Source organism: Eubacterium sp. Marseille-QA0814, assembly GCF_965119675.1.
Lineage (GTDB): Bacteria > Bacillota > Clostridia > Lachnospirales > Lachnospiraceae > Eubacterium_G.
Genome location: NZ_CBCPMG010000001.1, coordinates 1,470,318 through 1,491,094 on the forward strand (window position 1 = coordinate 1,470,318; position 20,777 = coordinate 1,491,094).

The 20,777-nt window shown below is 33.4% G+C and carries 17 protein-coding genes; 2 read left to right on the top strand and 15 right to left on the bottom strand.

What is annotated here, in order from left to right; translation table 11 throughout:
- Positions 1 to 37 precede the first annotated feature (37 nt).
- From ACQY63_RS06840 to ACQY63_RS06870, 7 genes are all read right to left on the bottom strand, one after another.
- Positions 38 to 1,327: a helveticin J family class III bacteriocin gene (locus ACQY63_RS06840; protein ID WP_302689303.1), complete on the bottom strand. Its 1,290-nt coding sequence runs from the start codon at positions 1,325 to 1,327 to the stop codon at positions 38 to 40.
- A 185-nt stretch (positions 1,328 to 1,512) separates the two neighbouring features.
- Positions 1,513 to 3,513: a YgiQ family radical SAM protein gene (locus ACQY63_RS06845; protein ID WP_302689302.1), complete on the bottom strand. Its 2,001-nt coding sequence runs from the start codon at positions 3,511 to 3,513 to the stop codon at positions 1,513 to 1,515.
- Positions 3,514 to 3,606: 93 nt separating this feature from the next.
- Positions 3,607 to 6,042: a DUF4125 family protein gene (locus ACQY63_RS06850; protein ID WP_302689301.1), complete on the bottom strand. Its 2,436-nt coding sequence runs from the start codon at positions 6,040 to 6,042 to the stop codon at positions 3,607 to 3,609.
- A gap of 14 nt (positions 6,043 to 6,056) precedes the next feature.
- Complete coding sequence (locus ACQY63_RS06855; RefSeq protein ID WP_022165859.1) at positions 6,057 to 6,866, bottom strand: metal ABC transporter permease; 810 nt, start codon at positions 6,864 to 6,866, stop codon at positions 6,057 to 6,059.
- Positions 6,859 to 7,563: a metal ABC transporter ATP-binding protein gene (locus tag ACQY63_RS06860; RefSeq protein WP_412334019.1), complete on the bottom strand. Its 705-nt coding sequence runs from the start codon at positions 7,561 to 7,563 to the stop codon at positions 6,859 to 6,861. Before ACQY63_RS06860 ends, ACQY63_RS06855 begins: the two co-directional genes overlap by 8 nt.
- A 105-nt stretch (positions 7,564 to 7,668) precedes the next feature.
- Positions 7,669 to 8,730, bottom strand: a complete 1,062-nt coding sequence (locus tag ACQY63_RS06865; RefSeq protein ID WP_428244919.1) for a metal ABC transporter solute-binding protein, Zn/Mn family — start codon at positions 8,728 to 8,730, stop codon at positions 7,669 to 7,671.
- A 32-nt stretch (positions 8,731 to 8,762) separates the two neighbouring features.
- A complete protein-coding gene (locus ACQY63_RS06870; RefSeq protein ID WP_428244920.1) occupies positions 8,763 to 9,179 on the bottom strand; it encodes a Fur family transcriptional regulator in 417 nt (138 codons plus the stop codon).
- A 188-nt stretch (positions 9,180 to 9,367) separates the two neighbouring features.
- On the opposite strand from ACQY63_RS06870, the gene ACQY63_RS06875 reads away from it, so the two are divergent.
- A complete protein-coding gene (locus tag ACQY63_RS06875) occupies positions 9,368 to 9,919 on the top strand; it encodes a hypothetical protein (protein WP_428244921.1) in 552 nt (183 codons plus the stop codon).
- Between the two features lie 136 nt (positions 9,920 to 10,055).
- Here the strand turns inward: ACQY63_RS06875 and ACQY63_RS06880 are convergent, their stop codons facing one another.
- From ACQY63_RS06880 to ACQY63_RS06890, 3 genes are all read right to left on the bottom strand, one after another.
- Positions 10,056 to 10,874 (bottom strand): Cof-type HAD-IIB family hydrolase, encoded by an 819-nt coding sequence (locus ACQY63_RS06880; RefSeq protein ID WP_412334014.1) that lies wholly within the window; start codon positions 10,872 to 10,874, stop codon positions 10,056 to 10,058.
- Positions 10,875 to 11,169: 295 nt separating this feature from the next.
- Positions 11,170 to 12,906 carry a proline--tRNA ligase gene (locus ACQY63_RS06885; RefSeq protein WP_412334012.1) on the bottom strand — a complete coding sequence of 579 codons (1,737 nt, stop codon included), beginning with the start codon at positions 12,904 to 12,906 and terminating at the stop codon, positions 11,170 to 11,172.
- A 97-nt stretch (positions 12,907 to 13,003) separates the two neighbouring features.
- Positions 13,004 to 13,837 carry an acyltransferase family protein gene (locus ACQY63_RS06890; RefSeq protein ID WP_428244922.1) on the bottom strand — a complete coding sequence of 278 codons (834 nt, stop codon included), beginning with the start codon at positions 13,835 to 13,837 and terminating at the stop codon, positions 13,004 to 13,006.
- Positions 13,838 to 13,893: 56 nt separating this feature from the next.
- On the opposite strand from ACQY63_RS06890, the gene ACQY63_RS06895 reads away from it, so the two are divergent.
- Positions 13,894 to 15,317 (top strand): IS3 family transposase gene (locus ACQY63_RS06895; RefSeq protein ID WP_428244771.1). Its coding sequence is split into 2 segments (ribosomal slippage): positions 13,894 to 14,383 and positions 14,383 to 15,317, totalling 1,425 coding nucleotides; the frame shifts between segments, so codons are not numbered across the junction.
- Positions 15,318 to 15,373: 56 nt separating this feature from the next.
- On the opposite strand, the gene ACQY63_RS06900 is transcribed toward ACQY63_RS06895, so the two are convergent.
- The 5 genes from ACQY63_RS06900 to ACQY63_RS06920 all read right to left on the bottom strand — a co-directional run bounded on the left by ACQY63_RS06900 (position 15,374) and on the right by ACQY63_RS06920 (position 20,777).
- The gene (locus ACQY63_RS06900; protein ID WP_428244923.1) at positions 15,374 to 15,670 is read right to left on the bottom strand and encodes a hypothetical protein; all 297 of its coding nucleotides are present in this window, start codon (positions 15,668 to 15,670) and stop codon (positions 15,374 to 15,376) included.
- A 100-nt stretch (positions 15,671 to 15,770) separates the two neighbouring features.
- Positions 15,771 to 16,646, bottom strand: coding sequence for a glucose-1-phosphate thymidylyltransferase RfbA (gene rfbA / locus ACQY63_RS06905; RefSeq protein ID WP_022164783.1), 876 nt, complete (start codon positions 16,644 to 16,646; stop codon positions 15,771 to 15,773).
- Between the two features lie 2 nt (positions 16,647 to 16,648).
- On the bottom strand, positions 16,649 to 18,400 hold the full coding sequence (locus tag ACQY63_RS06910) for a glycosyltransferase family 2 protein (RefSeq protein ID WP_022164782.1): 1,752 nt from the start codon (positions 18,398 to 18,400) through the stop codon (positions 16,649 to 16,651).
- The gene (locus ACQY63_RS06915; protein ID WP_022164781.1) at positions 18,390 to 19,484 is read right to left on the bottom strand and encodes a DegT/DnrJ/EryC1/StrS family aminotransferase; all 1,095 of its coding nucleotides are present in this window, start codon (positions 19,482 to 19,484) and stop codon (positions 18,390 to 18,392) included. Before ACQY63_RS06915 ends, ACQY63_RS06910 begins: the two co-directional genes overlap by 11 nt.
- 6 nt (positions 19,485 to 19,490) lie before the next feature.
- Positions 19,491 to 20,777 carry an ATP-grasp domain-containing protein gene (locus ACQY63_RS06920; protein ID WP_022164780.1) on the bottom strand — a complete coding sequence of 429 codons (1,287 nt, stop codon included), beginning with the start codon at positions 20,775 to 20,777 and terminating at the stop codon, positions 19,491 to 19,493.

The following is a 20,777-nucleotide window of genomic DNA, read 5'->3' on the forward strand; positions in this document are numbered from 1 at the left end:
CGTCCTCCTTTATATTTTTTCTTTCATCTTTTTAATCTTAGAAATAACTTTTATTTACAGAATAGATATATTGTATACCATTCTTCTGTTCACTGTTGTGCATACAAATCCCAAAATATACTCTATCCCCTTTTAGCTGCAAACCTTCAATTTCTGACAATGTTCCTGACACCAACTCTTTATTAGCTATTACTCTTGTACTTATTATATAACCATTTTTATCTAGTTTTATTATATATTTATTTGCTTTTGAAGGGCCACTGGCAATATATGTACAATTTGCATTATTTAATTCTAATCCTTGTACTGACTTACTCTCTGCCTCACTAAATATATTTGCACTACTTCTTGAGAAACTAGCTAAAAAAGCATTTTTTAATTTAGAAGAACCACAAGACAATTCATTACTTTTTTCAGCATCTAAAGCTTTATTAACTGAGCTTGTATCATATCTACTAAATTGCATTTTATTATCCGTATTTCTACACCAAACTAAAAGTGTTTTTTTATCAGAAGACAATGCAGCATCACATCTTTTAGTTTTTCCCATTGCTATTTGTGTCTTATTTGCTTTCGTAATGTCTGTTAGCCTTTTATAGTATTTATATCCATGAGTTACACCAGGTTCATATTTAACTCGAGCTATTTCCAAACTCCAAAAATATGGAGTGCCACTATTGTTTGTTTCTTTGCCATTATCAGCTCTGCATGCCATCCAAAAATACGGTGTATTTTTCCATTCAAAATATTGCAAAGTTTGACAATGTCCAAAGTCCTCTAATATCATTTGATCTACAAATGTAGCTTTTGTTTTATCAGCAGATAACAACAATCTTGATAAATATACATTTTTTGATGATTTTTGAACCGTATAAACATATTTACTTCCAATATAAAATGCCTGTATAGCATTACTCGTTACAGAATTCTTATCTAACTGTTTTCCACCTAACCCAATTAGCGTTATTTCCTTTTTTGCAGAGATATTCCCCGCCACTCTAGAATTAATAGTGTTTGAAAATGTAAAATCTACATTTTGCAAAAGACTTTTTATGTTTTTACTTTCCTTACAGTATTTTATATACATATTATAAGCCTCTATGCTATCAAAATCGTCTTCATCTCTTATATAAGAAGTGTCTTTTGCCATTTCTTTTATTCTACTTATTTCATCTTCTGTAAGATTTTCGTTTTCACCCGATAATGATTCACCTAAATAACTTGCATATATATTTTTTTGTGGAAAACTTAACGAAACAACCACCAATAATATGCTTAATAAACGTGCTACATCTTTTTTAATTTTTTTCTGTTTCTGAGTATTCATAACTTCATCCTCCTGTTCTTTCTTTTAGTACTCATTTATTCGTATCCTCCTTGTATGCATTATATCAAACATTTCAGCTATTTTTTCACTTTTGCGATAAACGGTACTTTTTGGGGAATGAACGACACTTTTTTTGTAAAAAAGTCTCCTAACAAATGTGTTTTCACCTGCTACGAGACTTTATACTATCTTTTTCTATTTTTACTATTTTGCTTCTTTGAGTTCTTTGTTTTTGCATTTCTGCCTTGGTTTCTTTCAGAATGTTTTCCCGAATTTTTACCCGAACCATTCTTACCCGAGCCATTTTTTCCGGAACTCTTCTTGTTATCTTTTTTGCCTGAATTATTTTTTCCTTTGTAGTTTTGATATCTGTCTTTATCTTTCTTAAACTGTCTTGGTTTAATTAAACATTCAGGTCCGAAACCAATTAAATCTTCCCTACCTGCAATGTGTAAGGCTTCTTTTACCAACTCGTAATTGGCTGGATTTCTATACTGCATTAATGCCCTTTGCATTGCCTTCTCATGTGGATTCTTAGGTGTGTACACCGGTTTCATTGTTCTTGGGTCAACTCCTGTGTAGTACATTACTGTTGACATTGTGGACGGTGTTGGATAAAAATCCTGTACCTGCTGCGGATTGTATCCTATATCTCTAAGGTACTCTGCAAGTTTTACAGCTTCTTTCATATCAGAACCTGGATGTGAACTCATTAAATAAGGTACAACAAACTGCTTCTTGCCTGCCTTTTCATTAAGCTTATAATACTTGTCAATAAAGCTTTCATAAACACAATTTTCCGGTTTTCCCATATATGAAAGCACCTTGTCTGAAATATGTTCAGGGGCAACTTTTAACTGACCACTAATATGATACTGAACCAACTCCTTAAAGAATGTACTGTTCTTATCCTTGTCTGCCATAATATAGTCAAATCTTATACCTGAACGTACAAATACTTTTTTAACTTTTGGAAGTTCTCTAAGCTTACGCAAAAGTTTTAAGTATTCACTATGATCTGTATCCAAATTCTCGCATGGTTTTGGCCATAGGCACTGCTTGTGTTTACATACACCATGCTTTAACTGCTTTTTACACGCAGGATGATAGAAGTTGGCTGTTGGACCGCCTACATCATGAATGTAGCCTTTAAAATTAGGCATTTCTATAATTTTCTTTGCTTCTTTTATAATTGATTCAGGAGTTCTTGTTTGTATAATTCGTCCCTGATGAAATGTAAGAGCGCAAAAACTACAGGCACCAAAACAGCCTCTACAACTAATTAACGAAAACTGTATCTCCGCAATTGCCGGCACGCCGCCGTCTTTCTCATAAGACGGATGATAAGTTCTTTCGTATGGTAAATCATACACATCATCCATTTCCATTTTTGTTAATGGCATCTGTGGTGGATTCTGAACCACATACATACCGTTAGGATATGGTTCCACTAATGTTTTACCGTTAAAAGGATCTGTGTTTTCACTTTGAACTCTAAAGCTGTCGGCATACTTTAACTTGTCTGCTTTCATGTCTTCATAAGCCGGCAGTACAATTGGATCATATGCCAGCGACAAATCCTTTGTCTTGTAAACTGTTCCCGGAATATAAGTTATGTCTTTTACATCCATGCCACTATTTAATGCATCTGCTATTTCAACGATTGACTTTTCACCCATACCATAAGAAATAAGATTTGCCTGTGCATCCAGTAAAATAGACCTTTTAAAACTGTTGCTCCAATAATCATAATGAGCCATTCTTCTAAGGCTGGCTTCAATACCACCTATAATAATAGGCGTCTCCTTATGGGTATGTCTTATAAGATTGCAGTATGCCACAACCGCATGGTCAGGACGTTTTCCTATAACACCGCCTGGAGTGTAGGCATCACTGTCTCTTCTTTTCTTCGATACATAGTAATGGTTTACCATAGAGTCCATGTTTCCACCCATTACCAAAAAGGCTAGTCTTGGTTCTCCCAATATATTAATGCTATCGTCATCTTTCCAGTCAGGCTGTGAAATAATACCAACTGTATATCCATGTGCCTGTAACACACGACTGATTATTGCGTGTCCAAAAGAAGGATGGTCTACATAAGCGTCTCCAATTACAAATACAAAATCCAGTTGCTCTATACCCTGTTCCTTCATATCCTTTTTAGAAATCGGTAAAAATCCCATAATACTCTCCATTCATCTATATGCCATAAACTGACATGATTTTCGTTATTTTTGTCCTCAGTATTTCTCTATAATTCCATAAAAAAATTAAATTTAGTTAAGGCTTTCTTCAGCCTTTTTTAAACTATCATAGCCTTGCAATTTAGCTGTATTCTCTATGGTTAATTTTGCAAGGTTTTCATTTCTGTTATACAAGTCAATTATAAACTCAGCGTACATCTTAAGTAGCGTATCTGAATATGTGAGTAATTCTCCTTTTAAATATGTTTCATAACTTGTGTCATATACAGAGTCTGTCTCACTTGTAATGTTTCTTGCCTGTGATGCAAGTTTTGGATATTCTTTCGCAAAATCTTCCATCCACTGAACCTGTATTTCAGCAATTTGGGCTACTATGGCTCTTGTTTTGTCTGACTTTTCAGGAAAGTATTTAGCAAGCTCCTTGTATTCTTCAGGGCTTGTGCTTTCCATCATTCTGCCATATTTCTCGGTAATCATGTTCCAACCTTTTTGCTTGTTTTCCAGCCACAAATCTCTAATACACAAAAGCATGTCATCAGTCCATGTTAAATACTGGCTTTTTCTCATCAAATAAAAATATGGCCAATTATTCTGACATTCTGCTCTTCCACCCACATTTTGAACTTTGTCAAAAGCCTCAAATTCCAGATGAATTATTTCGTCAATTAATTCTCCTCTGTTGTAATTTGCTTTTTCCATTATTAATGAAACATAATCATTTAGGAAATTTGAATTAACACTTACTATTATTTTCTGAGATTTCAGTTCGTTAATAATAAGTCTTGCTATCTGTTCAATTACAACAGCCTTCTGATCATTTTCATTTACTGAAGTATTGTTGTATTGATATTCATTCCACATTTCCCTTTGATCCGGCAGTCTTGCCAAATCATTAATCATTATTGCAAGTTCCGGTAAAATAGGCAACTTTTCTATTCCCTTAAAGAGCCATTTGTAGTATGGTGCATACTTTTTATTAAGAATATAAAGGCACTTCATTGTATGCTCCATAAACTGTCCAATGCACAAAGTCGCAGTTACATAGTCCTTTCGTCCCATAGACCTACCATAATTTACCTGACCTGTCTGTGCCATTGCAGATATTTCTCTTGCAAGTTTTACAAGTCTTGCTTTTTCAGGTTGCATCATAAAATGATTTCTTATATCTGTAAAAATTCCTAAATCATCTCTAAACACTTCGCCGTTTGTTACTGTGGCAAGCTTATAATCGTCTATATCAATCCAATCTTCTACCTTTTCAGGGCTTTGTCTAAAGCCTGTGTACTTTTCATAGAAATCACCGATTAACTGTACGCCCACTCTTCCCTGTGCCATAAGAGTGTTAATTCTAGTAATTCCCATATATGTTGTTGGTAACTTATCATATTCTTCCTGTAACTGCTCACCAATTTCACTATAAACAGTTTTTGTAACCCACATACAAAAGCCCGGTCCAAAATCATGGTCAATTGAATATTGGTCATCAAAGCCGAATCTTTCTGAGCCTTCGCCAACAAAACCAACTGCTATTTTATCCTCATATTCAGGGAACTTTTCGTGTATCATTTTAGCTCCCACTTCTTCATAAAACTTTTTCGCCAGCTGCAGACCTGAAAGATTTTCTCTCTCTATTTTTTCTTTTTTATCATTAATTTCTTCCTGTTTTATTTCCTCAGGATTTTCCTGCAACTTTTCTGTTTTTTCTGCCTGCTGTTTTTCGTAAGCTTCTTTTGCTTTTTCAAGGTTATCCTTTGTTATTTCATAGGCACTGCCCTGGCCCATATTTATTTCTATTTCAGGCAATGCTTCTTCATACAACTTAATTGCGCCGGCATAATCTTCCTTCTTACATTTGACTGCTGCCATTGCAGATAATGCGGCACTATAATGAAAATTCTTAACTGTGTCTTTCTTAAAAATCTCCAACGCCTTATTTAAACATTCTTCAGCTTCCTGTATTTCTTCTATTTCAAGCAATGAAGCCCCAAGATTAGACAATGTTGTGGCAACTTCGATTTCTGCTCCTGGAATTTTTTCTATAATGGCTAATGCCTTTTTCAAATGCTGGGCGGCCTTCTCGTAGTTTCCCATTTCCTGATAAAGCAGTGCTATATTGTTATTTAAACTTGCAAAACGATAATCTCCAGGCTCAATATTTTCTTCATAAATTGCAAAAGTCTCCATGTAATAATTAAGAGACTCTTCAAGCAAACCTGCTGCCCTATGAGCGTTTGCAATATTTTGAAGAGCTGTGGCATAATCCACTGTTCCCTCAATATTCATTTCTTTCATAAGACCAATGCATTGCTGGCACGCCTTTATGGACTTGTCATATTCACTTGTATCCCTATAAAATCCCATCATTTCATTTAAAATAGTAAACTGGGCTGACTTATCTTCTTCTTCTGTAGCCTTGTCCATGCTTATGCGCAAAAAAGGCTCAACATCATTTATATTTTTTTCTTCAAATAGTCGGTCAAGTTCTTCAAGAAATCTATTAATATCCATTTGTTTTCCTCCAACTACATTGTTTTCACTTTTGCAACTATTGCAAAAATAATATACATAATCAAATTAGCAACTACAACGCTTGCACCTGCCGGTATTGAAAATCCGTAGGAACATATAAGTCCAATTGTAAAATTCACTACTGACAAAATTGCCGAACAGATAGTTACTGATTTAAAACTTTTAAAAATTCTCATTGATGTTAATGATGGAAATACAATTAAACTTGATATAAGCATTGCCCCCATCATTTTAATTCCTACTACTATAGTAATAGCTGTGAATACAGAAATCAATGTATTATACATTCCAACTTTTACACCTGTGGCTTTTGAAAAGTTTTCATCAAAGGTTACGGCAAAAATCTTGTGATAGCATACCACAAACATTATTATTACGATTACTGATAATAAGCCGCTTACTACAACATCATCTTTTGACATTGCTAAAATGCTACCAAACATATAACTGTAAATATCTGTGCTTAATCCTGTTGTAAGTGATGTTACGATTACACCAATTGCAAGTGACGAAGCCGATACCATGGCAATTGCCGCATCACTTCTCATTTTGCCGTTTTCTGCTAATCTTAAGAGCAAAAATGCTGCAACAATTACTACCGGTATAGCAAATTTAAGTGGTGCAATCCCACAGGCAATGGCAATTGATAATGCTCCAAAAGATACATGAGATAAGCCGTCACCAATCATTGAATATCTTTTCAACACCAGACTAACTCCCAAAAGAGCTGCACATAATGAAACTAAAACGCCACCTAAAAATGCTCTCTGAATAAAATCATAAGATAACATTTCACTAATCATTCTGTCCACCTCCTAAAAAAGAATCCGATATTTTTGACTTTTTGTATTCTTTGACAGTTCCAAAAAAGTCCTTGCCCTGTTCTAAATGCAAAATATGTGATGCATAACTAAGGGCATTTTTTATGTCATGAGTAACCATTATAATAGTTACGCCTTCATTGTTCAACTTCTTGATTTCATCGTACAAATCAATTGACGCACTTGGATCAAGACCTGTCACCGGCTCATCCAATATTAAAAGATTGTCTGTTGCGCACAATGCTCTTGCCAACAATACTCTTTGCTGCTGACCACCTGACAATTCTCTGTAGCATCTTTTTTTCAAATTAGCGATTCCTAATTTGTCCATGTTAGACATCGCTTCTGCCTTTTCCTTCTTTGAATAAAAAGGACTTTTATGCCCGCTATTTAAAAAGCCTGACAACACAACTTCCATAACACTTGCCGGGAAATCTTTTTGGGCTACAGTCTGCTGTGGTAAATATCCTATTCCTTTTTTACTCCTGTCCAAATTAATTGTAATCTTTCCTGACAACGGCTTAATTAATCCTAGTAAAGTTTTTACAAGGGTACTCTTTCCTGCACCGTTTTCACCAACAATACATAGATAGTCCCCTTTCTTTATTTCAAAATTAATGTCCTTTGCCACTGTTTTGTTTTCGTAGCCTAACACTACATCTTTAAACTGTAAAATCATTGTTTCTCTCCATTTTAATATGAATAAAGGTTAATTAATTCAATAGTTTCTTTGCTACCTTTACATTTGCTTAACTCAATGTTTTCCTGAACTGCTTATTTTTACTTAATTCAACGCTTTTTTAAGCACCTTAACATTTTCTTCCATTAAGTTTACATAAGTTACGCCATTCTTAAACTGATTAAAGGTAACATTGTGGCATGAATTAAACTGGTATTTCTTAGTTCCCGTATCATCGCAAATAGTATCTGCCATAGCAGTACTACTTAGTTCCAAATAAAAAATTCCTTTCACATCTGCCGCCTTAACCTTGCCAATTAAAAAAGCTACTGTTTTTGCACTAGGTTCTGTATCTCCACTACAGCCGGCAAAAGCTGCATAATATTTAAGACCATATTCTTTGGCAAAATATTTCAGTGGAAATTTATCTGCAAAAATTATTTCCTTATGCTTGGCACCGGCAACAACTTCTCTAAATTCCTTATCTATTTTTTCAATCTTCTTAATGTAAGCTTTCGTATTATTCTGAAATTCAGCTTTATGCTCCGGCACTAGCTTGCATATTTCATCAGAAATCGCCTGAACAAGCAAAGCTGCCTGAACAGGTGAAGTCCAAATATGCTCGTCATATTCCTCGCTATGTTCATCTTCGCTGTGTTCATCTTCATCATGATTAGCTTCGTTATCTTCGCTGTGGTTATGCTCCTCTTCACTATGAGAATGTTCATCATGATCATGCTCATTTACAGCAAAAACTCCTTCACTTTCTTCCTCTGTTAAAAGCTTGTGGTCATCTATATAGTCCATCATTCGCATCGCTGTCTGATTCTTGTTGTCAAGAGATTTAAGCACCTCTTCCACCCAGTTTTCTATTGAGCCACCATTATAAATAAACAAGTCCGCCTTATTAATTGCCACAACATCTTTTGGCGTAGGTTCAAAAGAATGGTCGTCCTGCCCCGGTGAAACCAAAAGTTCCAAGTCTATATCTTTGACATCTCCGATTACGGCTCTTGCAAAGTCATAATACGGAAACAATGTAGTCATTATTGTTAACTTGGTATTCTTTTTGTTTTCTTTAGTATTAGTTGTGGTGTTGCAACCAACCATAGATACCATCAAAACAAAAATCAAAGCCACGTCCACGATTTTTTTTACTAACTTCATATATGCATGCTCCTTCTTGCTTTTCATACAATTTAGTTTTCCCCATCCTTCATACAGCACTTGTCGCACTTACCATAAAACACTGTCTTTCTTGGATTAATATTAAAATGATGGTCAGCATTCACATGATTATATAACTCTGCCAAATAATGACATGACATCTTCGTAACCTGTCCACACTTCTCACATTCAATATAGAAGCAATCCTGATTTTTGCCCTCTTCTACATACTGATAACAGGCTCCCTGCTGCTTCTCCACATTAATCCTTGCAACAATGCCATCCTTTTCCATTTTGTCCAAGTGTCGGTAAATGGTCGTCAGCCCTACAGCACAACCTTTATCTTTTAAATATTTTTCTATATCTGTAACTGTTACATATTCTTTTTCCTGTAATTTCAAGCAATCTAAAATAGCAGATTGTTGTTTTGTTTTATATTTTCCTGCCATATTAACACTCCTTTACCAATTTGAAAACTATTTTCATTTTAGCCTCTTTATTTTACTCTTGAGTCTATAAAAAGTCAATGAATTTGAAAAAGATTTTCATTTTGTATTTTGCTTTATATTGTAATATAATATTTTTATATTTTACGAAAGGACAATAATACTAAAAATAGTATTCTAGGACAACAACTATGAAATTTGTAAGGATAAGTTCAAATTTTCCTGTTACTAAAGTGGAAAATAATTTGAAAAAAGCTAATTATTACAAAGATGGCGATGAAGCTTATACCATATGGGATGTGGGTGATTTTGATAAAAACCAGTTAGGAATCCATTTATCCTACAACAGTGATAAGAAAAAAATTGTTGCATATCATGAAGATGGCGTAGAGCACAAAAACTTTTTTGCACCAATTACAGAAGTTTTTACAGGAAAGATTGTAGAAAAGGATGGCAAAACATCTGTTAAAGGAGTTATTCGTATGTCTCCTATTTTTAATATTACTATTATTCTTTGCTACATTGCCATCATCGGTTTATTTATCGGTCTTAAAGACCAACGTGCCAATATAGCAGTCATTGCTTGCGTATTTGTCGTTTATTTTATGTATGCCAAAAAAGCTTACAGAGACAACATGACAAAAATAGCAATGTTTTTAGGTTCCATTACAACCGGTACTCAAAAAATCAAAAAGGCAAACCCTAACAAGAAAAAAGGTAAATGGGCAGGCAAGCATTATTAGAAAAAATTTATCTTTGATTTTTCTCAAATTCAAATAAAGCCCCGATGGTTAGATTAAAAATCCAACTAACGGGGTTTTATATTTCCAAATCTTTGTTTCTCAGCACTCACGCAATTTTTACTAAGCATTAAAGAGCTTAAAGGAGCAGATATTTTTCAATTGCCTGCACACAACCATCATGGTCACAGTCTTCAACTACTACATCTGCTATTTTTTTCACATTGTCATTAGCATTTCCCATTGCCACTGAGAGGCCTGCTCTTTTTAAAACATCTAAATCATTATCAGCATCGCCTACAGCAATTGCTTCATCTATTGATATGCCAAGATGCTCACACAATTTCTGCAATCCCAAGCCTTTTGTTGTATTCTTAGCTGAAACTTCAAGGGAAGTTGTCTCTGCATTTGCTAACACAACGTCCAACCCTTCTATGGCTTTTCTTGTTTCTTCTCTGTCTTCACTACTTGTATGGTAAAGATTCAGTTTTGCAACCGGTTGTTTATTGTTATTGTAAAAATCAAGCATATTCTCCACTTTCACCGCCACTTCATTGAACATTGGCTTGTATATTCCCATGTGGAAATCTTCCATATGCTCATAATCTTTTTTCTGAACAATGGATTCTTTTGTAATCATATGTGGCATAATGTCTTTATCCTTAATGTAATTTAAAATTTCGTCCATTATCTCAACTGAAATTTCATTTGCATAAATATCTTTCTTTTCTTTTATGTCATAGACAAATGCTCCACTTGTCATAACCATATATCTCATTCTTGGAATTAATTCTATATACTCTTCCAGTTCAGCTAACGCTCTACCTGTACATAAAATAACTTCTTTTCCCCCATCAAAAGCCTTATTGATTGCATCTAAAGTTTCTTTTCGTACTTTCTTTTGTGAGTTAAGAAGCGTGCCGTCCATATCAAAGGCTATCATTTTATATTTACTCATAATTGTTTGCTCCTTTCTGTCCATTCTTGTATAATTATACAATTTTGTCACAGATTTTAGCAACAAATTATTCCTCTAAAAAACCTGATATAAGTAGCTCATTTTCACTTATAACAGTGAAAAATCCTTAAGATTAAATACTTCTTATAAATGAAATATTAATCCTAAGGATTTTTAATTTAAGTTCTTTTTTAAATTCTATTTTAATTTTTGTTATAAAACTTTGTTTTAGATTCTGTTTTGAATCTTATTCCAAAATTAATTTTTTTGAAGTTTAATTTATTTAGCATTTCGATTATTTTACATGCTCGTAAATATCGTCTGTTAATTTCTTAATAATTCTTTCAACTTCTGCAACTGCATCGTCCATTGGTGTCTTCTGCTTGTCAATCTGCTTATCTCTTGTTGAGATTTCAACAGCATTTTCTTTTAAGTTACGTGGGCTGACAACAACTCTTACAGGTACGCCAAGTAAATCTGCATCAGCGAACATTGCACCAGGTCTTGCTTTTCTATCATCATAGATTACTTCAATTCCCTTGTTCTGTAATGTTTCATATAACTTATCAGCGTATTCTTTACATTCAGCATCATCTGAACGTAAGCAGCAAAGGTGAACCTGCCATGGGGCAATTGTAATTGGCCAAATTGGACCGTAATCATCATGTCTTACTTCACAAATTGAAGCTGCCATACGACCTACACCAATTCCATAACATCCCATAATAGGATATTTTTCTTCACCATTTTCATCTGTATATTTGAAATTCATTGCCTTTGAATACTTTGTTCCCAGCTGGAAAATATTACCAACTTCAATACCTCTTGAAATTGTAATTGTGTGCTTGCCACATTCAGGACAAGTTCCACCTTCTGTAATTTTTGCAAGGTCTAAATATTCAACTTCACCATAATCTCTTTCAATGTTAAATCCAACATAATGCTTATCAACTTTGTTTGCACCTGTTGCAAAATTATCAACACCCTTTAATGAATTGTCAAATAAAACTGTAATCTTATCTGATAAACCAACAGGTCCGATAAATCCTGCATTTAATTCACAATCTGCTGTGATTTCAGCAGGGTGAATGTCACATCCCAATGCATTAACCAATTTTGTTTCATTTATGTCTAAGTCACCTCTGATAAATGCAACTATGTAGCTGTCATCTTCATTTTTCTGGTAAACTACAGCCTTGCAGGTATTTTCAGCAGGAATATTTAAGAACTGACATAAATCTTCAATAGTTCCCACACCTGGTGTCTCAACTTCTCTCATTTCTTCTTTTGGAAGCTTGTTTTCGTTGTGAACGATACTTGGTGCTGCTTCAACATTGGCACTGTATCCACATTCAGGACAAATAGCAATTGAATCTTCACCAGCTGGTGTTAATAACATATATTCATGTGAAAGGCTACCACCCATCATACCTGAATCTGAAGCTACAACAGCTACTTCAGGAATACCACATCTTGCAAAAATTCTATTATATGCATCATAGCACTTCTGATAATACTGTTCCAAATCTTCCTGTGATGTATGGAATGAATAAGCATCCTTCATTGTAAATTCACGTACACGAATAAGTCCTGCACGAGGTCTTGCTTCATCTCTAAACTTTGTCTGAATCTGGTAAATCATAAATGGATACTTTGCATAGCTGTTAGCATATTCTCTTACTAACTGAACTGATGCTTCTTCATGTGTCATACCAAGAACCATCTTGCTTCCTGTTCTGTCTGTGAATCTTAACAATTCTGAGCCGACGCTTTCATATCTTCCTGACTCTTCCCAAAGTGAACCTGGAAGTGCAACAGGGAACAAAACTTCCTGTCCGTCAATTTTGTCCATTTCATCTCTGATAATTGCCTCTATTTTCTGTGAAATTCTTTTCATCGGCGGGAACTGTGAGTAAATACCGTTTGCTACGTTTTTAATATATCCACCTCTAACCATTAATGCATGACTGTCAATTAAGCAGCCCGCAGGTCTTTCCTTAAATCTGTCTCCCACTAATTTTGATAATTTCATCTTTTTTCTCCTAACAATAAAATTTGGTTAGCAGACATAAGCCCACTAACCAAATAATTTTAATATATATTACCTAAAAAATCAACATTACTATGTATTATTCTGATACCATTCCAATTAATTTCTTTTGTAATACTGAAATCAACTTATCCCATCTTACCAGTTTCTTAATTAAGTCAATTACAATGGCAACTACCAATGATACCACTAATAATACGACTACAATTAAAACAGGATATTTGAAGCTGTATGTAAAGTCGTAATACCAGCATACCCTAATGAAATTATGAATTAAAAATATATTCATTGAGTATACTCCTAGGAACTTTAGCGCTCTCCCAACAACAGGTATTGGATTGATGAATTCAAACATAAATCCAATTAGTGTTATTGTCATTAAACCTTCAAATACGCTTAAAATAGTTGTACCAAGCATTTCTTTTCTGTAATACCAAATTGCCACCAATAAAATTATGTAAACTAAAAACTTTATTATCTTTCCAACAAACTTATTATTTGTTAGAGAAAATTCTTTCATTTTAACTAACAAATTTTTATCAGATGCCAGAATTCCCACTGCAATACATACTATGTATACAGGAAGATATGCGTATGTTTTATTAGATGGCGTATCCACAGGGAACAGCATTGACACCATAATTGATAATGCAAGAAGTGTCACTGTTCCAAATTTCCTATATACCATTATCATTAGTGGAATAATAAATACTATTATTTGCGCTAATGACATATACCAAAAAGTTGCAAGGAATGTTGGTGTATGGAAAAACTGCGCAAGTCCAAACATATCTATTCCAAAATATAAAAGGCTCATGGCACCTTCGCCATAATTCTTCACATACCAACCCTGACCTGTAATTACCGAATATAGCTGAACCAAAAGGAAAACAAAAATAAAGCCTCCCATCATGTACCGACCCCCAAAAGTTAGACCTAAAAATCTAACGATTGGAGGTCGGTATTTTTATGGCAAAATACAGTTATGAATTCAAAAAGCAGGTTGTTGAAGCATATCTTAGTGGTGAAGGTGGCTATGAATACTTAGCCAAACGATATGGTGTACCTGCCTGGTCAAACATTAAGAAATGGGTTCGGAATTATGAAACTCATGGTGACAAAGGACTTATGCGTTCGCGAAAACAAGATAAATACTCTTTTGAAAAGAAGCTTTCTGTTGTAGAATTATATTTAACAAGTGAACTCTCATATCAGGAGCTGGCTCTTCGTGAAGGAATATATAATCCCTCTCAAATCTGTAAGTGGGTAAATGATTTCCAGATCGCCGGTCCTGATGCATTGAGACCACATAAGAAAGGTCGCAAGAAAACATTGGGTACATCAAACAAAAAGTTAAATATTGAACAAGATACAACTACAGTTCCAGTTGATACCAGTACTGAACATGTAAAAGAACTTGAAGATGAAATTCTTAAGCTTAGAATAGAGAATGCATATTTAAAAGAACTGAGGAGGCTGCGTTTAGAGGAGGAAGCTCTTCTGAAAAAACAGCGAGAATCGTCCACAGCCTCCGGGGAGAATTCAAACTAAAAGACATTCTCGCAGTTGTTGGTTTTCCAAAGGCAACATATATGTATTGGCAAAAAAGATTTGATAGAGAAAATCCAGATATAGAATTAGAAGAAAAGATTCATGAAATACATAAACGTAACAAAGATTATGGCTACCGTCGCATGTGTGGTGAACTCCGTAATCAAGGCTATATCGTGAACAAGAAGAAGGTTCAACGCATTATGCAGAAATATAATCTTCAGGTGATGTCATTTACGAGGAAGAGCCGTAAATATAGTTCTTACAAAGGTAGAATTGGAACGGTTGCTCCTAATAGAATCAAAAGAAGATTTAATACACATATACCTCATCAGAAGATTACAACTGATACAACAGAGTTTAAATACTATGAAGTAGATTCTAAAGGTAAAATGACAATGCATAAGCTATATTTAGATCCATTCATGGATATGTTCAATGGTGAAATAATAAGTTATGGAATAGATAAACGTCCTTCAGCAGCAAATGTGATGAATGCACTAAATGAAGCCATTGAGGTAACTTCTGACTGCCCATTTCGAAGGACCTTTCACTCAGATCAAGGATGGGCATATCAGATGAAAGCTTATTCACATAGACTTAGAGAAGAGAAAATATTTCAAAGCATGTCACGAAAAGGTAATTGCCTTGATAATTCAGTCATGGAAAATTTCTTTGGTCTGCTTAAACAAGAAATATACTATGGAACTGTTTATTACAGTTATGAAGAATTGAAAACTGAAATTGAAAAATATATAAGATATTACAATGAAAAAAGAATTAAAGAAAAACTAGGATGGTTGAGTCCAGTCCAATACAGACTCAGCCTCTTGGTTGCATAAAAAATGCGTAACAGATATTAAAACCTGTTACGCAATAAAAGTCTAACTTTTTGGGGTCACATCATCATTTTTGTCCATCTTTTTATTAAAGAAATTTCTAATTCTTTTCTGCTATATTCGTATTTTTCATTCAATCTTTTCAAACTGTAAGTAATTCCGTATGCACTTAAAAATACAAACATTGCCACACAGATTTTCATGGACAGAGCAAATTCATTCACCCTCCATTCCGGAAGCAAACTGAAAATAACCTGTTGCCCCTTATATCTGCCGGAATTCATAAAACAATGATGTATAAGCATTAAAATAATTGCCATACCTTTTACTTTGTTAGTGTCATTCTTTGTAAACATTTTCTCTCCATATGAAATACAGGATAAAGTCATTTATTTTGGCTCTATCCTGTATTCATTCAACTCTATTAATCCTCTGTACAAACATCTGTATACAAAGCTAAAATTTTTCTTTATTTAAAACCTTTTTCAAGTGAGCACCATATGGAGATTTTCCATATCTTTCAATTGCATTCTGTAATTGTTCATCACTTATCCAACCATTGTTATAAGCAATTTCTTCCGGTGATGATACAATTATTCCCTGTATGCTCTCTATCTGCTTTACAAATAATCCTGCATCTAAAAGAGAACTTACTGTACCTGTATCAAGCCATGCAAAACCTCGTCCTAAAAGTTCTACATCCAATAAATCTTCTTCTAAATACATTTTATTAAGATCAGTTATTTCCAATTCTCCTCTTGCACTTGGTTTAACTCTCTTTGCTTTTTCTACAACAGTATTATCATAGAAATACAAGCCGGTTATTGCAAAATTTGACTTTGGATTTTCAGGTTTTTCTTCTAACGAAACCACCTTCAAATCATCATCAAACTCAACAATTCCAAATCTTTGTGGATCATCAACTAAATATCCAAAAATTGTAGCTCTTCCAGTATTTTCATATGCTTTCTTTAGTCTTTTAACCAGACCATGACCATAGAAAATATTATCCCCTAAAATCATAGCACAACTATCATTACCAATGAATTCTTCACCTATAATAAATGCTTGCGCCAATCCATCCGGTGATGGTTGAACTTTGTATGATAAGTTAATTCCGAACTGACTTCCATCACCTAATAATTTTTCAAAATTAGGAAGATCCTCTGGTGTTGATATAATCAAAATATCCTTAATTCCAGCTAACATCAATGTTGACAATGGATAATATATCATTGGCTTATCATAAATTGGTAACAATTGTTTACTTGTAACACTTGTTAATGGATACAGTCTTGTACCACTTCCTCCTGCTAAAATTATACCTTTCATATTTACACCTCAATTTCCACTCTTCCGCTAATTATAACTTCGTCAAACAAATCTTTATCCAAATTGCTATTTGTCATTTCCTGTTTTCTAACTGTAGTATAATTACCATCCTGAGTTTCGTACATTAAAATATTATCTCCAGGCTGAAGACTCTCCTTACTAAAAGTATAAAAGTCCCCTTCCTTTGTTACATCATATTTTTTATTATTTTCAATATTGAAGAAAAATAATTTCTTTATATCTTCTGACTTATTTACTCCCAATAAATATTTGTTTCCATCCTTCAAAAGAGTAAATCTGTTCTTTTGCTGAATAGTCAGAATTGAATATCTTGAATTGAAAGTAATAATCTTATCTCCAACTGTTAATGTTGTTACTTTTGCAAGTTCTTCTGCCAGTCTTGGAGTGTAATAAGTTTTTTCTTCATCCTTTATACAAATTGTGTTAAGAACGTATGTTGAGCAAGGCAACTCTGTTATGTCTACCTTTCTATCCACCTCATTATATGGCAACTCTATCTTCTTCTGATTAAAATATCTGGTATATACAAATACATTTTCAACAGATATTTTTTCTTTATCTTCTAATCCAACATAAATTTGTAAATCCACATAGATTCTATCATTTTCATTTGAAATCCCCTTTACAGACAAAATACTGTTACTTCTCAACACACTGTTATATACATAAGGTTCAAGTGTCTTTACATTCAAGTCGGTAAACCATTTCTTTTCACGAATAAAATTATATATCTGTTTATATCTTTTTGCAAAAATTCTATCTGTTATATATTTTGTAGTAACCGGCATATCAGAATTTCCCAATAAATGTATAAAGAAAGCTTTATACTGCATCAGAAAAAATCTGTATCGGTTACAGGCATCAACAAAATCCTGATATGTATTTTCTTCATTCTCTTCATCTGCAAGATTATACAGCGGATAGTACAATCGAATTACACTATGCTCCCATATAGCTTTATTATAATCAAGATTTTTCTCAAAATCCTGTATACTTAGCTTTATCTGTGATTGGAATGAATCACATCTATCTGATATCATATGATATTCTGCTGTTTGGTCTGTTAATGAAATTTTTTCATCGTTTTTCTTTTTTCTCCAAAAGTATACGACATCTGTCAAAACACTAATTTTTTTTGCTCTCATAGCTGCCTTATATACAAATATTCTATCAGCAATAAGAAGATTTGCAGGCATTTCTATCTGATTATTTTTCAAAAAATCTGTTTTGTACACAGCATTCCAATAAAAAACCTGATTTGTAAAATTTTCTATTTCTTCATCAGTAGAAAGAACTTTGTCTTCTACAAATACATTATTTTCATTTAGAGAAATTAAAAAGGTATTCATAAACGCATTTGTTAATTTCATCGGTAAGCCTGATGCAAAATCTGAGCCATCCTGTTCAATTCTGGCAATAAGTTTTTTGTATGCACCATCTGCTACTATATCATCTGAATCAACTAAGGCTAAATATTTACCATTGGCTTTTGCTATCCCTATTTGTGAAGAAATAGCACCACCTGAATTTGGCTTTACAATCAAATGAAACTGTGGCTTGTCCTTAATATAATTGTTAATTACTTCAACTGAATTATCAGTACTTGAGTCATCTATAACAAATACTTCATATGAATCAATTCCCTGTCTTTCAATAGAGCTTAAGCAATCTTCCAAATACTGTTCATTATTATAGCTTAATACTACCACCGAAAGTGTTACTTTATTTTCCATTCTGAAAATACTCCTTTATCTTACTACATATAAATAATGCCTGTTCTTCTTCTAAATCAGCATATAGAGGTATACATAATATTTTCTTAGATATTTCCCTTGCAATAGGTGTTTCGTTGTAAATTTTAAACAACGGCATGTCATTTATTGCCGGGTAAAAATATCTTCTTGGGTAAATTTCGTATTTCTGTAAATATTCAGTTAACTCATCGGCTGAATACTCATCACCCTCTACAACTATCGGATAATATCCATAATTATACTTAACATTCTCTTTCTTTTTAAGTAGAACAAGCTGTTTTACTTCAGCTAATTCTCTATCATAAACTTCTACAATATGTTTTCTTTTTGCAATGTTATCTTCAAGGTGTCCCATATTAACAACACCCATTGCTGCAACAAACTCATTCATCTTTGAGTTTACTCCCTGATAAATTGTTTCACCATTTGACAAACCAAAATTAGATCTGGAAACAATTTCATCCAACATTTCCTTGGTTTTCAAAACAGCCATTCCGCCTTCAACAGAATTAAATACCTTTGTTCCATGAAGGCTAAACATAGAAGCATCTCCAAATTTTCCAATATCAGTTCCATTCACCTGAACATTAAATGCATGCGCCGCATCATATACCACTTTTAGATTGTACTTGTCTGCAATTTTCTGAATTTTTTCTACATCACATGGAGAACCATATACATGAACAGGAACGATTGCAACAGTTTTAGGTGTTATTAATTCTTCTATCTTATTAACATCAATATTATAATCTTCCCTAGTAATATCGCAAAAAACAGGTGTATGACCTGAATTTACAATTGCTAATGTCGTAGAAACAAATGTAAAAGAAGTTGTAATCACTTCTCCTGGCTCTATGCATGACAAAATATTTTGTAAAGTCATATGCCCATTACACTGTAAATCTATATTTTCATAGTCAAATTTTTTCTTCAATAAGTCTATAAACTTATGATACTTAGGTCCGAAATTTGTAATATGCTTTGTTTCCCATATAGATTTTATTTCTTCTGCATATTCCTCATATTCAGGCATTGCCGGTCTGGTAACAAATATCTTTTCCATGATTAATTAATACCTCCAATCAATTAAAGCACTCACACTGTCTAAGTCAAAAACTGGTATTTTACATTTTTTTGAAACATCATATCGCTCTCTAAATGCATCATCAATAAATATTGCATCTTTATGTTTTATATACTCGCTTTTTAATGTTTCGTCTTTTATATGAATTATTTCATCGAATATAGTTTCATCTATATGATATTTCTGCAAACTTTCGTGAATATTTTCTGCATGACGTGTTAAAAGCTTAATCTTTTTGTTTTTATTTAAACATTGATAAATAAATGCCATTACTTCTGTATTAACAGTCTGCTTATAAGTTATCGTATCATCAAAATCCATATACACATAATTATAATCAATATTCAATACATATTTATTAGATAATGCTCGGTCAACTTCTGCATAATCTAATAAGTTATCAATTGCTTTAATATCATAACCCATAAGCTGATATACAGTATTTAAAATATAATTAAATCCTCTAACTCGGCTCGTAGACATACTCCCGGCTACTCTTGGTGCCATTTCAAGCAATTTATAATGACCGTTTCTGTCTAGTTTTACCTGAAAGAACCATACGCCGTCAAATACAATTTTTTCATTGATTGCATCAGCTATTTGTTTCACTTCTGCCGGTAGCTCAACAATTACTGAATTTACACTAATACCGGTTTTTATTCTTTTTCGCATTCGCATTGATGCTACAACCAATTCCCTTTTACGATTCGTAAAGCAGTCTATAGTATACTCCTGTCCCGGCAATAATTCAGAAATAATGTATTCATCATCCTTTCCCTTTAGCTGGTTCAAGTCTTCCATTTTTTCTATTCGCATTATTCCCTGTGATCCTTGACCAATATCAGGTTTTGCAAATAATGGTAAATCCTTTTCTGTTATCTGACTCACTTTAAATGTCTCAGGTATGTACCATTCTCCCTGTAGAACTTCATAAGTTTTTCTCTTGGATCTTGCAATATCACAAGTTGTCTTATTTGATGTGGCAAGTTTACACTTTAGTTCATCTCTATGCTCTGATAAATATAATATTACATCGTCATACGCAGGAATTAACACATCTATATTATTATCTTCAATTATTTTATTAAGTTCTTCCATAAAAGTATCACTTGTTATAAAGGAAATTCCTTCTATGTAATTCTTGTATACCACACGTCCATGTGATGAAACTGAACTTAACCCTACCAGGTTAATATGTTTATCATATTTTAAAGCATTATGGACTTCCAAGCCAATTTCAGAACCACATGGAAACACTAAAACATTAATCAT

Excerpts from the sequence above, each read along its gene's own strand:
- ACQY63_RS06860 (WP_412334019.1), bottom strand. The coding sequence starts at position 7,563 with ATGATTTTACAGTTTAAAGATGTAGTGTTAGGCTACGAAAACAAAACA.
- ACQY63_RS06890 (WP_428244922.1), bottom strand. The coding sequence starts at position 13,837 with ATGATGGGAGGCTTTATTTTTGTTTTCCTTTTGGTTCAGCTATATTCG.
- ACQY63_RS06900 (WP_428244923.1), bottom strand. The coding sequence starts at position 15,670 with ATGTTTACAAAGAATGACACTAACAAAGTAAAAGGTATGGCAATTATT.
- ACQY63_RS06865 (WP_428244919.1), bottom strand. The coding sequence starts at position 8,730 with ATGAAGTTAGTAAAAAAAATCGTGGACGTGGCTTTGATTTTTGTTTTG.
- ACQY63_RS06910 (WP_022164782.1), bottom strand. The coding sequence starts at position 18,400 with ATGGAAAATAAAGTAACACTTTCGGTGGTAGTATTAAGCTATAATAAT.
- rfbA (WP_022164783.1), bottom strand. The coding sequence starts at position 16,646 with ATGAAAGGTATAATTTTAGCAGGAGGAAGTGGTACAAGACTGTATCCA.
- ACQY63_RS06845 (WP_302689302.1), bottom strand. The coding sequence starts at position 3,513 with ATGGGATTTTTACCGATTTCTAAAAAGGATATGAAGGAACAGGGTATA.
- ACQY63_RS06840 (WP_302689303.1), bottom strand. The coding sequence starts at position 1,327 with ATGAATACTCAGAAACAGAAAAAAATTAAAAAAGATGTAGCACGTTTA.
- ACQY63_RS06855 (WP_022165859.1), bottom strand. The coding sequence starts at position 6,866 with ATGATTAGTGAAATGTTATCTTATGATTTTATTCAGAGAGCATTTTTA.
- ACQY63_RS06880 (WP_412334014.1), bottom strand. The coding sequence starts at position 10,874 with ATGAGTAAATATAAAATGATAGCCTTTGATATGGACGGCACGCTTCTT.
- ACQY63_RS06875 (WP_428244921.1), top strand. The coding sequence starts at position 9,368 with ATGAAATTTGTAAGGATAAGTTCAAATTTTCCTGTTACTAAAGTGGAA.
- ACQY63_RS06870 (WP_428244920.1), bottom strand. The coding sequence starts at position 9,179 with ATGGCAGGAAAATATAAAACAAAACAACAATCTGCTATTTTAGATTGC.
- ACQY63_RS06850 (WP_302689301.1), bottom strand. The coding sequence starts at position 6,042 with ATGGATATTAATAGATTTCTTGAAGAACTTGACCGACTATTTGAAGAA.
- ACQY63_RS06915 (WP_022164781.1), bottom strand. The coding sequence starts at position 19,484 with ATGGAAAAGATATTTGTTACCAGACCGGCAATGCCTGAATATGAGGAA.
- ACQY63_RS06885 (WP_412334012.1), bottom strand. The coding sequence starts at position 12,906 with ATGAAATTATCAAAATTAGTGGGAGACAGATTTAAGGAAAGACCTGCG.
- ACQY63_RS06920 (WP_022164780.1), bottom strand. The coding sequence starts at position 20,777 with ATGATTAATGTTTTAGTGTTTCCATGTGGTTCTGAAATTGGCTTGGAA.